The organism is Marinobacter sp. (genome assembly GCF_048259445.1).
Lineage (GTDB): Bacteria > Pseudomonadota > Gammaproteobacteria > Pseudomonadales > Oleiphilaceae > Marinobacter.
Genome location: NZ_JBLXHQ010000009.1, coordinates 62,313 through 75,891 on the forward strand (window position 1 = coordinate 62,313; position 13,579 = coordinate 75,891).

Annotated in this window: 13 protein-coding genes; 10 read left to right on the top strand and 3 right to left on the bottom strand. The window is 55.9% G+C overall.

Annotation, left to right across the window (positions count from 1 at the left end):
- The first annotated feature begins 68 nt into the window (after positions 1-68).
- The 3 genes from ACN0RL_RS08525 (at position 69) to ACN0RL_RS08535 (ending at position 2,384) form a co-directional block, all read left to right on the top strand.
- The gene (locus tag ACN0RL_RS08525; protein ID WP_417515687.1) at positions 69-677 is read left to right on the top strand and encodes a c-type cytochrome; all 609 of its coding nucleotides are present in this window, start codon (positions 69-71) and stop codon (positions 675-677) included.
- A 142-nt stretch (positions 678-819) separates the two neighbouring features.
- On the top strand, positions 820-1,455 hold the full coding sequence (locus tag ACN0RL_RS08530) for a thiol:disulfide interchange protein DsbA/DsbL (protein WP_417515689.1): 636 nt from the start codon (positions 820-822) through the stop codon (positions 1,453-1,455).
- Between the two features lie 68 nt (positions 1,456-1,523).
- Positions 1,524-2,384, top strand: a complete 861-nt coding sequence (locus tag ACN0RL_RS08535; RefSeq protein WP_417515691.1) for an endonuclease/exonuclease/phosphatase family protein — start codon at positions 1,524-1,526, stop codon at positions 2,382-2,384.
- Between the two features lie 56 nt (positions 2,385-2,440).
- On the opposite strand, the gene rpmG is transcribed toward ACN0RL_RS08535, so the two are convergent.
- The 3 genes from rpmG to radC form a co-directional block, all read right to left on the bottom strand.
- On the bottom strand, positions 2,441-2,596 hold the full coding sequence (gene rpmG / locus ACN0RL_RS08540; RefSeq protein WP_071263342.1) for a 50S ribosomal protein L33: 156 nt from the start codon (positions 2,594-2,596) through the stop codon (positions 2,441-2,443).
- A gap of 11 nt (positions 2,597-2,607) precedes the next feature.
- Positions 2,608-2,844, bottom strand: a complete 237-nt coding sequence (gene rpmB, locus ACN0RL_RS08545) for a 50S ribosomal protein L28 (protein ID WP_072795892.1) — start codon at positions 2,842-2,844, stop codon at positions 2,608-2,610.
- 217 nt (positions 2,845-3,061) lie between these two features.
- Positions 3,062-3,736 (bottom strand): RadC family protein, encoded by a 675-nt coding sequence (gene radC, locus ACN0RL_RS08550; protein WP_417515694.1) that lies wholly within the window; start codon positions 3,734-3,736, stop codon positions 3,062-3,064.
- A 173-nt stretch (positions 3,737-3,909) separates the two neighbouring features.
- Here radC and coaBC point away from each other — a divergent pair, with 173 nt between their 5' ends.
- From coaBC to argA, 7 genes are all read left to right on the top strand, one after another.
- Entirely contained in the window at positions 3,910-5,109 is a 1,200-nt protein-coding gene (gene coaBC, locus ACN0RL_RS08555; RefSeq protein WP_417515696.1) for a bifunctional phosphopantothenoylcysteine decarboxylase/phosphopantothenate--cysteine ligase CoaBC, read from the top strand.
- Position 5,110: 1 nt separating this feature from the next.
- Entirely contained in the window at positions 5,111-5,572 is a 462-nt protein-coding gene (gene dut, locus ACN0RL_RS08560) for a dUTP diphosphatase (protein WP_417515698.1), read from the top strand.
- An 81-nt stretch (positions 5,573-5,653) separates the two neighbouring features.
- On the top strand, positions 5,654-8,305 hold the full coding sequence (locus ACN0RL_RS08565; RefSeq protein WP_417515700.1) for a phosphomannomutase/phosphoglucomutase: 2,652 nt from the start codon (positions 5,654-5,656) through the stop codon (positions 8,303-8,305).
- A gap of 53 nt (positions 8,306-8,358) precedes the next feature.
- Positions 8,359-9,255 (top strand): acetylglutamate kinase, encoded by an 897-nt coding sequence (gene argB / locus ACN0RL_RS08570; RefSeq protein ID WP_417515702.1) that lies wholly within the window; start codon positions 8,359-8,361, stop codon positions 9,253-9,255.
- Positions 9,256-9,296: 41 nt separating this feature from the next.
- A complete protein-coding gene (locus tag ACN0RL_RS08575) occupies positions 9,297-10,550 on the top strand; it encodes an acetylornithine deacetylase (RefSeq protein WP_417515704.1) in 1,254 nt (417 codons plus the stop codon).
- 26 nt (positions 10,551-10,576) lie between these two features.
- Positions 10,577-11,773: an acetylornithine deacetylase gene (gene argE, locus ACN0RL_RS08580; protein WP_417515706.1), complete on the top strand. Its 1,197-nt coding sequence runs from the start codon at positions 10,577-10,579 to the stop codon at positions 11,771-11,773.
- Positions 11,774-11,962: 189 nt separating this feature from the next.
- Complete coding sequence (argA, locus tag ACN0RL_RS08585) at positions 11,963-13,270, top strand: amino-acid N-acetyltransferase (RefSeq protein ID WP_417515708.1); 1,308 nt, start codon at positions 11,963-11,965, stop codon at positions 13,268-13,270.
- The last annotated feature ends 309 nt before the right edge of the window (positions 13,271-13,579 follow it).

Consider the following 13,579-nt stretch of genomic DNA (forward strand, 5'->3'; position numbering starts at 1 on the left):
GCGTGGCTGGCCACCGTCTGCCGGCTGCAAACAAAGAATATTTTCGAGATGAGAGAAGCGGAGCGAGCATGAAGAAACTGATCGCAGGGTTTGTTTTCGGCGTTGGCCTTACAGCCATGGCGCACGGAGCAGGTGATCCTGAAGCGGGCAAGCAGAGTGCTGCAGCCTGTCAGGCGTGTCATGGCCAGGGTGGAGCGAAGCCGATTATGGGCGTCTATCCAAAAATATCCGGGCTGGGTGAAAGGTATCTGTATGACCAGTTGGTGGCCATCCAGGAAAATTCCCGGGCTATTCCGGAAATGACTGGCCAGCTTGACGGTAAATCCGAGCAGGATCTTCGTGATCTTGCGGCGTATTTTGCGCAGCAGGCAATGCCGGTCAGTCAGGCGGATCCGGATTTGGTGGAAAAAGGCGCTGCAGTTTATCGCGGTGGTAATATGGCCTCCGGCGTTCCAGCCTGTGCAGCTTGTCATAGCCCGCAGGGTAAGGGTAACGAGCCTGCAGGATATCCGCACCTCGGTGGTCAGAATGCCGAATATCTGGTCAAGCAGTTGAAAGCATACCGTGACGGCTCCCGGGCTAATAACGCCAGTGCGGCGATCATGGTAGATGTTTCGTCCAAGCTGACGGATGCAGAAATTGAAGCGGTAGCCAGTTATATTTCTGGCCTGAACTGATTCAGTAATTCTGTTCCCGAAAACCCCGCCTTGTGCGGGGTTTTTTGTCTGTCCTTCCTGTAATCCATGAACAGTGGAACTTTTCAGGTTCGACGGGTCATAATTCCCCGATAACGACATTCATATAATCTGGAGATATTTCATGTTCCGAGCGTTCAGAGCGGTTGCTGTGCTGTTAACAGCCCTGGCAGTATTCGGCCACGCCAATGCCGCCGACTGGAAGGAAGGCACGCACTACAAGAAACTGGATGCCCCCGTGCGCACAGACACCGATTCCGGCGTTGAGGTGGCGGAAGTATTTTGGTACGGCTGCCCGCACTGCTATAACTTCAAGCCGCTGGCAGAGAGCTGGGAGTCAAAGGCTCCCGATTATGTAAGTTATGTGCGCATTCCAGCGGCGCTGGGCCGTTCCTGGGAGCCGCATGCCCGGGCGTTCTACGCGCTTGAAGCCATCAATGCTCTGGATAAATTGCACGATCCGCTGTTTGAGGCCCTGGCAGGTCAGCGGAGGCCCCTTAATGATGGGGATTCGCTGGCTGATTTTGTTGCTGAGCATGGTGTAGATCGCGCTGAATTCCTTGATAGCTACAACAGCTTCGGCGTAAATGCCCACATGCAGCAGGCGCAGTCGAAAATCCGGGGCGCGCGTATTACCGGCACACCGACTATGCTGGTAAATGGAAAGTATACGGTCAGCGCCTCAATGGCCGGTAGTCTCGAGTCGATGCTCGCGGTCGTCGATTATCTGGTTGAGAAAGAGCACGCTGCGGATCAATAAGTTGGTGCTCCGCACGGTAACTTATAAGCGTTTACGGTTATCAAGCGGAGCAGAGCAGCAGGGTTATTATGTATAAACGCTTCAGGAAGCAGTTGAACGGGATCATCAGTGCCCGGGGCGAGCCGAAGGGTTCTAACTCGGGCCTGGAGCATGTGCCCGCTTTCGAGCCTGATCGTTATCTCCGGCTACTGACGTTCAATATACAGGTGGGGATCAGTACCTCTTCCTACCGCCACTACGTGACCCGAAGCTGGCAGCACTTCCTTCCCAACCGCAGCCGTATTCAGAACCTGGATCGAATTGCCTCACTGGTTAGTAACTACGATGTGGTCGCTTTGCAGGAGTGCGATGGTGGGAGTCTGCGCAGTGGATACATCAATCAGGTGCAGTATCTTGCTGAAGCCGCAGGAATACCCTATTGGCACCAACAGCTGAATCGTAACCTGGGGCAGATTGCCCAGCACAGCAATGGTTTGCTCAGCCGGTTTCGGCCGCTGGACGTGAAAGAGTACAAGTTGCCGGGATTGATTCCGGGGCGGGGGGCGATCGTTGCCCGGTACGGTACTGAAGAGGACCCGCTGGTTCTGGTGCTGATGCATCTTTCGCTGAGTAAGGCAGCCCAGCAACGTCAGCTCGGGTTTATCAGCGAGCTGATATCAAAGTATCGGCATGTAATCCTGATGGGGGATATGAATAATCACGCTGAGGAGCTTCTGAACCGGACACCGCTTCGCAATACAGATCTGGTGCCCTTGCCGGATACCGCGCACAGTTTTCCGAGCTGGAGGCCTGAAAAGGCGCTTGATCATATTCTGGTGAGTCCGAGTTTGCAGATCCGGCGCGCTGAGGTGGTTAGCTACCCCATGTCTGACCATTTGCCGATCGCTATGGATATTGCGCTTCCGGATGGGTATCTGGAGAAGTTCTGAAACATCCACAAAAAACCCGGCCATGGCCGGGTTTTTTGTGGATGCCGGATCAATAATTACTTGATCTTGGCTTCCTTGTACGCAACGTGCTTACGGACAACCGGATCATACTTTTTGATCTCGATTTTTTCCGGGGTGTTACGCTTGTTCTTCATGGTCGTGTAGAAGTGACCTGTTCCTGCTGAAGATACCAGCTTGATTTTTTCGCGCATGATGCAGCTCCTTAAAATTTCTCGCCGCGGGCACGAAGATCGGCCAATACAGCGTCAATACCTTTTTTGTCGATGATGCGCATGCCCTTGGTGGATACGCGCAGCTTCACGAAACGCTTTTCGGTTTCAACCCAAAAGCGGTGGCTCTGCAGATTCGGCAGAAAACGACGACGAGTGTGATTCATCGCGTGGGATACGTTGTTACCGGAAACCGGACGCTTACCGGTTACCTGACAAACTCTGGACATACTTGCCTCCGACCTGAGCAATGGTCTAATAAGTGCGAATTCGATTTTAATGCGTCTCTGGTTGCCGAGGAACGGTTACGCCCCTGTTTGCGCCTCTAAACTGAACGCTGCTCGCCAGACGCCGCCAGAAAGGGACGCTTTTATACCAGAACCAGCCCCCCAACGCAAAAAATTGTTGGGAATTTGGTCAGTTTTCCGACATCTGATTCATGCCGACCTACATCAATCCACGTTCTGCGAGAGATATTACCTCACCGTGGCCAATCACCATATGGTCAAGAACCCTGATATCCACCAGTCCGAGAGCTTCTTTCAGGCGCCTGGTCAGCGAAATGTCGGCCTGGCTGGGTTCGGCGACTCCGGAAGGGTGGTTATGGGCAAAAATAACAGCGGCTGCATTGTCCTCAAGTGCCTGGCGGACAACCTCTCGCGGATACACGGCTGCACCATCAATTGTGCCACGAAACAGCTCCCTGTAGTGGATTACCCGGTGCCGGTTGTCCAGGAAAAGACCCGCGAAAACTTCGTGAGGATAGGTGCCCAGTCGGCTCATAAGAAAGCGCCGGGTGTCCTCCGGTGAGCGCAGCGGATCACCCTGGCGCAGTGGCTCGTCCATAACCCGTCGGGCCATTTCCATCGCAGCCTGCACCTGCGCATATTTTGCGGTGCCCAGCCCCTTCACGTTACAGAACTGTCTGCGAGAGGCAGTCAGCAGCCCGCGCAGTCCGGAAAACTCCTGCAGTAAATATCGCGAGAGTTCCATTACCGGCATACCGGTGGTGCCGGTGCGCAAGAAAATTGCCAGGAGCTCGGCGTCCGAGAGGCTTTCGGGCCCGTGGGAAAGCAGTCGTTCCCGGGGACGTTCGTCTACAGGCCAGGTGGGAGCAGTCATTTGAGCTTCCTTGCGTTTGGTTTGATGGCTTTGGTGCTTCCTGCACCATTCGATTACAAAGGTTACTTCAAAACGCAACAAACGGTAAACGTACTGTGGTTCTGGCGGGCTGTCGGTATCGTCAGGGCATGCTATCTTATAAGCCTTTCTTTTTAAGTGGATACGGAGCCTTTATGGCAGTCAGAAAAATTCTGCTGGGTATAACAGGCGGCATTGCAGCCTATAAGAGCGCCGAGCTTGTGCGCCTGCTGAAAAAGGCTGGGTATGAAGTCAGGGTGATCATGACCCGGGGCGCAGAGGCCTTCGTGACGCCTCTGACGTTTCAGGCTCTTAGTGGCGAGCCGGTGCGGACCTCACTGCTCGATCCTGAAGCCGAAGCTGGTATGGGGCATATCGAGCTGGCGAAGTGGGCCGATCAGGTGGTTATTGCTCCGGCCTCTGCCGATTTTATTGCGCGACTTGCCCAGGGTATGGCCGACGACCTGCTGTCCACCGTGTGCTGTGCAACCGAGGCCCCAATTGCTGTGGTACCTGCGATGAACCAGGCGATGTGGAGTAATACACGCACTCAGCGCAACATCCGCTTGTTGAGCGAAGATCCGCAGATAACACTCTGGGGGCCTGATCAGGGCGAGCAGGCCTGTGGTGATAACGGCCCCGGGCGCATGCTCGAAGCTGCGGTGATTGCGGGTCTGATCATGAGAGAAAAGCCCGATTCCGATGGGCTGGCAGGTAAGCGAGTGGTTATTACCGCAGGCCCTACGCGAGAACCTATAGATCCAGTACGCTATATCAGTAATCACAGCTCAGGCAAAATGGGCTATGCATTGGCCGAAGCGGCCCGGGAGGCAGGCGCCAGTGTTGTTTTGATCAGCGGACCAGTCACTTTGCCTGCTCCGGCAGAGGTTGAGGTCCGCAACGTGCTTACGGCAGATGACATGCTGCAGGCGTCTACGCAAGCAGTGGACGAAGGCTGTGACCTGTTTATTGCGACCGCCGCGGTAGCAGATTATCGACCCGAGATCTGTGCCAGCGACAAGATCAAGAAATCCAGTGAGGCCATGGCGCTGCCACTGATACGCAATCCGGATACGCTGGCCACCATTGCCGGGCGTCCGGATGCGCCGTTTACTGTGGGCTTTGCGGCTGAAACCTCAGATGTAGCCCGCTATGCCAAAGACAAAATGCAGCGCAAAAACTTGCGTATGATTGTTGCCAATGATGTGTCTGCTCCGGGTTTGGGGTTCAACAGTGACAATAACGCTGTCACTGTGTTCTGGCGAGGAGGGCAGGAAACTATAGGTCCAGCTACCAAACAGGCGGTTGGTTCACGTCTTGTAGCGTTGATTGGCGAACACCTGAAGCAGGGATAACATGAGCAGAAAAAATTTACAGGTACGCATTCTTGATGACCGGATTGGCAGCCAGATAGCTTTTCCGGAATACGCCACTGAGGGCTCTGCCGGTCTGGACTTGCGGGCTTGCCTTGATGGTCCGTTAACACTGGCCCCGGGCGATACGACGTTAATCCGGACCGGGCTGTCCATCCACATTGCTGATCCATCGCTGGCTGCCATGATTCTGCCCCGAAGCGGTCTTGGGCATAAACACGGAATTGTGCTTGGCAACCTGGTGGGACTGATCGATTCCGACTACCAGGGCGAGTTGATGGTGTCCTGCTGGAATCGAGGCAGCGCCGCTTTTACGATCGACGTTGGTGAGCGGATAGCCCAATTGGTCCTGGTGCCGGTGATTCAGGCAGATTTCGAAGTAGTTTCCGAATTTGACGCCAGTAGCCGTGGCGAAGGCGGCTTTGGCTCTACCGGGACAGAGTAACAGAAGCGCAGAAACCTGTTGCGGCGTCTATACTCTGCCGTTAAGCGCTTGCTCCAGGACAAAACTTTTGCAGGATGAACTATGAAGCTGGGTAAGAAAAAAGCTCCCGAAGCGCCTGTTGATGAGCAGTCGGCAGTTGAAGCTGAACAAAAACCGAAAGCCCGGGCATCCGGTGGTTCAAAAAGGAAACACCTGGGTTCGACCGCTTTTAGCCAGGCTCTGGTTGTTCTGCTGGCTGGCGTAGCAGCCGTGGCACTGGTGCATTTTCTGGTGCTGCAGCCTGCTGCAGACAAGCGCTTCAATGCCTGGAAAACCGTAGAGGCCGATGCGGCCGCGCAGCGTATTAACCAGTACCTTGCGCTGATGCAGCAGAGCGTAAATGGCCTGGCAACACAGCCCCATGTTGTAGATACGTTGATGGAGCGTGCCGATACCGGGGCTGTTGAGCAAAATCTGGTCACCGCTATGCCGGGCGTTAAAGCTGCTTTTCTTTTCTCTTACCGCCAGATTCCAAGGACCGGGAACGGAAGCGAGCTGCTGGGTTTCGCAGGACTCGAGCTGGCACGCCGTGCGGAGAACGGCCAGCCCCTGCACCCGGACGCTTTTCCGCGGGAAAACCAGTGGTATATTCAGATGGCATCCCCCGTGCGTAATCCGGTCAGCAAAGCCGTTGTTGGCAGTATTCTGATGGTCTTCGACGCCTCGGTGATGCAGCCGCTTCTTACTGTGGTAAACACAAGACTTGGAGGTGAGCTGGCGCTGATACAAACGGTTGCCGGAGCGTCCCGTCCCTTCGTAGGCAAGGGTGGCGGTGTTGCTGGTGCGAATACCACTGAAACCCGGACACTGGCGAATCCTGACTGGACTGTCAGCTATAAACCGGGCTCTGCGCCGGAGCCGCCTGTCAGCATTGTGATGGTAGCGCTGTTGGTTGGTATTCCGGCGCTTGTGGCGTCACTACTCGTGTGGTGGTTGCTGATCAGCGCTCAAAAAGGCCTGCGCCGGGAAGTGACCAGCCTGATCCAGTGGGCACACAAGGTATTTGGCGGTGAGCGCCAGAAGTTGCCAAGCTTCCAGTGGGACATGGTCGCCTCTGCCGGCGAGGTTCTTTATCGGCTGTCTCAGGTGACAGAGAAGCGTTTGGCAAAGGCCGCAGAAAATGTCCGGCCGAAGCCTGCAAAAGGTGTAAAGACGGCTGAAGCGGCAGACGCCGAGCCCCTGTTCCAGGATAAGGAACTGCCGGACATCGACATGCTCGACGGAGATGAAGACGTCCTGGGCTTTGGCAGCGGCAATAATGACAGCTCATTTTTTACCGGCGGAGAAATGCCGGGGGTTGAAGAGACAGGCGAGCCTGCAGTAGAGATGTCACCGGGAATTTTCCGGGCCTACGATATCCGGGGTATTGTTGGAGAGACTCTGTCTGCGTCTATTGTTGAGAGGATCGGCGTTGCTATAGGTTCAGAAGCCATCAGCCGCGGGCTGCCATCACTATGCATCGGCTACGATGGCCGTCATTCAAGCCCCGATCTGGCGGATGCATTGGCCAGGGGCGTCATGGCTTCGGGTTGTAACGTTATTCATGTTGGTGCCGTACCAACGCCCGTACTCTATTTTGCCACCCACCATCTTGAAAACGGGTCGGGTGTTATGGTCACGGGTAGCCATAATCCGGCCAATTACAACGGCCTCAAAATAATGCTGGGTGGTGAAACCCTGTCTGGTGATGCAATCAAGGCGCTTTATCGGCGAGTGCAGTCGGGTGACCTGGCCGCTGGCCGCGGCGCCCAGTCCTCTGAGGATGTGCGCCGGGCGTATCTTGATCGTATTGTTGGCGACATTGCTGTCGCTGCGCCGCTCAAGGTCGTAGTGGATGCTGGAAACGGTATCGCGGGCGAGTTAGGGCCCATGCTGATTGAAGAACTTGGCTGTGAAGTGGTCCCGCTATACTGCGATGTTGACGGAGACTTCCCGAACCACCATCCGGATCCTGGCAAACCTGCCAATCTTGCTGACCTGATTGAAAAAGTCAAAGCCGAAGGTGCAGATCTTGGCATTGCATTTGACGGTGATGGCGACCGACTGGGTCTGGTGACTAATTCCGGCAAGATTATCTGGCCAGATCGCCTGCTGATGCTCTTCGCCCGGGACGTGGTATCACGAAACCCAGGTGCTGATGTGCTCTACGATGTGAAATGCAGCCGTAGGCTTGCCGGCGTGATTTCCGAAGCTGGCGGGCGACCGATTATGTGGAAAACCGGGCATTCGCTGATGAAGGCCAAGATGAAGGAAACCGGAGCCTTGCTGGCGGGTGAAATGAGTGGCCATATTTTCTTCGCGGAACGCTGGTACGGATTTGATGACGGGCTCTATGCGGCTGCCAGACTCCTGGAAATACTGGGCATTGAAGACCGCCACAGCGATGAAGTGTTTGAAGACTTCCCTGAGGATATCAGCACGCCGGAGCTTAACGTTGAAGTAACGGAAAGCAGTAAGTTCAGTATTATGGAGAAGCTGGCCCGGGAAGGTGAGTTTGGCGATGGTAATATCAGCAACATAGACGGAATCCGAGTGGATTACGCCGACGGCTGGGGTCTGTGCCGTGCTTCCAATACCACACCGGTGCTGGTATTGCGTTTTGAAGCCGAAACGCAAGAGGCGCTGGATCGAATAAAAGATGTCTTCAGGGGCGAGTTGCAGAAAGCGGCACCGGATATCGTGGCTGAGTTCTGATGCAGGCGGTGCGGGTTTCCAACTTTTTATTTCTGATTTATTAAGGCAACAAGATGACGCTGGATCGTGAAACTGCAATGCAGGTGGCTACCGTTCTTAGCCGTGGTTTACCGTATATTCAACGGTTTACCGGCAAAACGGTTGTCATAAAGTATGGCGGCAATGCCATGGAAAACGAGGATCTCAAAAGCAGTTTCGCCCGTGATGTGGTCCTGATGAAGCTGGTGGGCATCAACCCTATCGTTGTCCATGGTGGTGGACCCCAGATTGGCGAACTGTTGCAACGCCTCAATATCCAGTCCCGCTTTGTGAATGGCATGCGTGTTACCGATGCCGCAACCATGGATGTGGTGGAAATGGTGTTGGGTGGCCAGGTCAATAAGGAAATTGTGTCACTGATCAATGCCCAGGGCGGCACCGCTATAGGCCTGACCGGAAAGGACGCCAATCTTATTCGTGCCCGCAAACTCGAAGTGGTGGATCGTTCGCCGGAGCTGGAACGCCCCGAAATCATTGATATCGGGCGTGTTGGCGAGGTGGCCAGTATCAATGTGGATGTTATTGACATGCTCACCCGCAGCAATGTGATCCCGGTCATTGCGCCGATTGGTGTTGGGCCGGATGGTGCCTCTTACAACATTAATGCAGATCTGGTGGCCGGCAAGGTCGCAGAGGCCATGAAGGCCGAGAAGCTGATGCTGCTGACCAACGTGTCGGGGCTCAAGAGCAAGGAAGACAAGGTGCTCACCGGGCTGACTGCGCAACAGGTGAATGATCTGATTGAAGACGGCACCATTCACGGCGGCATGCTGCCGAAGATCCGCTGTGCGCTGAGCGCAGTAGAGAATGGCGTGCGAACGTCCCATATCATTGATGGCCGGGTGGCTCACGCGTGCCTGCTGGAAATCTTTACGGATGAGGGTGTCGGTACCCTGATTTCCCGCAACTAACGATTTCCTGCAACTGACGGCACTGCCTGAGGATTTTCCGGATGAGACGTCTGCTCACAACTCTGATTCTGGCTGCATTGCTCGGGTTTGCCGCGTTCAAGGCCGGCGTCTGGTGGCTGGCGGACCAGCGTATGTCAGAGGCGCGCCAGGCGCTCGGCGAGAGCGGGGTTCTGAAGCGCGGCAAGATAGGATCCGGGGTCGAGGGTCGCTTGGTGCTGTCCGGTGCACACTGGCAGGACTTTGAACTGACCCAGCCACTGGTTATAGGTCGGGCAGAGTTTGATGCCGGCTCCCCCGTTGCACTGCTTACTGCGCTTATGGATCCCTCCGACCTGCCAGCCAGCTGGTCGCTGCAGGCGGAAGGTCTGGCACTGGTGCTTGAGGCAACCATGTTCCGGAACTGGGTAACTGCAGATGGAGCCAGCGGGGGTGAGCAGGCAGCTTTGTTTGCACTTCCCTGCGCGCCGGATCCGCGCCAGCAACTCGGTAGTGGTGATCTGCTGCGCATGGGAATCACCCGTTTGGCCGGCGAGCTTATTGTGCGCCAGACCTCTGACCATGTTCATCTCGAACTGAACACCGCCAATACCGGTAGCCTGGAGCTTAACTGGCCTGGTGCCCGTATAAGCCTGATGTCGCCTGCAGAGACTCTGACGAGTTCATCTCAACCCCTTGAAATAACCCTGAGAGACGGGGGGCTTATGCGCCGGGTTGCAGCCTATTGCGCCCGTGAAGCTGGCGTGGATCCCGGTCAGTGGGCTGCACGCGCGCTGGGAGCTTTCGAAGCTTCACTGAAGGTGTATGGCTGGCGGGCCAGCGACCAGTTGCGGGCACTGTATCGGCAGTGGCTGCTTGAGGGTGGGGAAATAACAGCGACAGTGCGGCCGGGTTCTGAAACGCTGGGTATACCGGTTCGCACAGAGGATGAAAGTGCGGATAGCACCCGGGTCTGGACGCTGGAATACAATGGGGCAATGGTGCCTGACGTGTTTCTTCGCAAGGCTGAACCGGTTGTTGCAGAGCCGTCCAGGGAATCGCTTGAGCCGGTAGTTGCTCGCGAGAATCCAGCGGTTACCAGTTGGCATGCTGAAGACCTTGAGACGTCGACGGCATGGATCGGGCGCAAGGTGCGGGTGTCACTCTCCAACGGAAATCTGGTGGAGGGCCGTCTGGCGAGTGTTACCGAGCGACAACTGGAAGTTGCTCGTGAGGTCGCCGGAGGCGAGGTGGCCTACCCGATAGCAATCCGCGCGATTACAGTGTTTGAGGTTTGGCGGCGCGGCCAGACACAATAGCGCACGAGCCAGAGCGAGGCAGCATAATGCAGCAGTTTCACGGCGAAAGTGACAGCCGCAAGGTTACAAACAGGGCCGAGACCGTCCCCGATGTGCGCGAGATGCTGGCGACACTGGTTTCACTGCCGTCTATCAGCAGTGCATCGGCCGAGTGGGACCACAGCAATGAGCCGGTGATAAGAACGCTGGGTGAGTGGCTGGAAGCATTGGGGTTCTCGGTAGAAATTCTGGCGGTGCCCGGCATGCCCGGCAAATATAACCTCATTGCTACTCTGGGCAGCGGCCCCGGTGGTCTTGTGCTTTCCGGTCACACGGATACTGTGCCCTTTGATGACAAGCGCTGGCAAAGCGATCCTTTTACCCTGACCGAACGTGACAATCGCTGGTATGGTCTGGGCACCTGCGACATGAAAGGCTTTTTCCCTCTCGCAATTGAAGCCGCCAGGGCGTTTACAGCCACTGACATGAAGCAACCGCTGATCATTCTCGCGACAGCGGATGAGGAAACCTCCATGAACGGAGCCAGGGCCCTCGCTGAAGCCGGCAAACCGAAAGCCCGTTATGCAGTTATTGGCGAGCCCACCAGCCTGCGGCCTGTGCGTATGCACAAAGGCATCATGATGGAGCGGTTAACGTTTGAGGGACAATCTGGCCATTCGTCCGATCCGGGGCTGGGGCGCAATGCTCTGGAAGGTATGCACGAGGCCCTCGGTGAGCTTCTGGGACTGCGCGCTGATTGGCAACAACAGTACCGCAACACAAATTTCGACGTTCAGGTACCAACCCTCAACCTGGGATGCATTCACGGCGGTGATAACCCGAACCGCATTTGCGCCCGCTGCGAGCTGCACTTTGATCTGCGCCCGCTACCCGGTATGAGCATGGAAAACCTGCGCCAGGACATTCTGCACAGAATTCAGCCGGTGGCTGAGCGGCGCGAATTGATAATGGAATTCGAGCCGCTGTTTGATGGCGTACCGCCATTTGAAACGCCGGCGGACGCCGAGCTCGTGAAAGCTTGCGAGCAGCTTACCGGGCATACCGCCCAAGCGGTCGCTTTTGCGACCGAGGCTCCCTGGTTGCAGAAGCTTGGTATGGAAACGCTGGTTCTAGGCCCGGGTTCTATCGATCAGGCACACCAGCCTGACGAGTTTATAGAATTGTCGCAGTTGGAGCCCACGGTGACCATTCTCAGGGGTCTTATCCGGCAGTTTTGTCTTTAAGTATCCTTGCGCTTCAGACCAAGTGGCTGAGCGCTGCCGGGCGCCCACTCCAAAACACGCCCGTAAATACGTCCCTGTAGGGCTCGGTCGCGCCATCCCTGGCGCTCCACGGTTTTGGAGTGGGCGCCCGGCAGCACTCTTGGAGTAGACTGGTAAGCGCATTAAAAACTACGGATTGAGGAACAATATTTGAAATCGAACGGCTGGCTGCATTCGTTTCGCCATTCATCGCCCTATATCAACGCCCACCGTGGCCGTACGGTGGTGTTGACCATCCCGGGTGATGCGGTTGAGCATGAAAACTTTATCAACATCATCCATGACATCGCGCTGTTGAGTAGTCTGGGCATGCGTTTGGTGGTGGCATTCGGGTCGCGGCCGCAGATCCAGAGCCGCCTGGATGCCGCCGGCCTGGAATCTTCATTTTCCCGTAGCCTGCGCATTACCCCCGAAAACCATTTGCCGCTGGTTATGGAAGCAACCGGTGGTTTACGGGCATACCTTGAAAGCCAGCTATCCATGGGGCTGGTGAACTCCCCCATGCACAACGCTCGCATTCGGGTAAGCAGCGGCAACTATGTGACTGCGAAGCCGGTTGGCGTGCTGGACGGAATCGATTTCGGATACACCGGCAAGGTACGGCGCGTCGATGTGGGTGGTATTGAGAAGCTGCTGGAACAGGGGCATATCGTTTTGCTTCCCCCCATGGGTTACTCACCCACAGGCGACACGTTCAACCTGTCGTACGAAGACGTCGGTAGCCAGGTTGCAGCGGCGCTGCAGGCAGAAAAGCTTATCGTCTTTATTGATGACCAGGGTCTGCTGGAGCAGGACGGTTCTCTTATTCGTGAGCTTTCAGCACGCCAGGCTCCGGAGCGGTTGGCGGACGGAACTGTTACGGGACATGACGCAGACCTGCTGCGCGCCGCCTGTGACGCCTGTGTGAAGGGCGTGCGGCGCGCGCACATCATCAGCTATGTGAACGATGGTGCGCTGCTGGAAGAGCTGTTCACCCGGGATGGTACAGGCACACTGGTCAGCGGTGATCACTATGAGCAGATCCGGCAGGCCCGGGCCGAGGACATTGGCGGAATTCTTGGGCTGATTGAGCCGCTTGAAGAGCAGGGAATTCTCGTGCGGAGGTCCCGGGAAATGCTGGAGACCGACATTGAACACTTTGTTGTGGCTGAGCGAGACGGCACCATTGTGGGTTGCGCGGCCCTGCACAACTATCCGGATGAAGGCGCAGGCGAGCTTTCCTGCTTCGCGGTGGATTCTGCCTATCGCCGTGCCGGTCGTGGCGACGAGATTCTGTTAATGATTGAAAAGCATGCCCGTAGCCAGGGTATCCAGAAGTTGTTCGTGCTCACCACACAAACCGAGCACTGGTTTCGTGAGCGGGGTTTCCAGCCCAGCACGGTTCAGGCGTTGCCCGGGCCAAAGCTCGCCTCTTACAACACTCAGCGCAATTCAAAAGTTTTCTTCAAGCCGCTTTGAAAGATCCTGCAACGCCTGGCGGCGTTGTTTTTCAGGCCGCTGGGAAAGCGACTCTATGGCGCGGTAAATCACATGGAAGCCATAGCCGGATTGCACCAGTAGCAAAACTGTATAGATCTGACTAAGCTGTTTTGTAGGTTATGACGTTAAGACGGCACTGTTTTTGTGCCCGCAACGAGCCGCTATAGTACACTTGTTATCGCGGTTATAAGCACCGTCACATTTTTTATAACGACAAGTGGCAGAAGCCGCTGTTTTCGGTAAAGTTAGTCGTTAGCGGGCAGAATACCCGGCCCCCTTCCGGTTTTG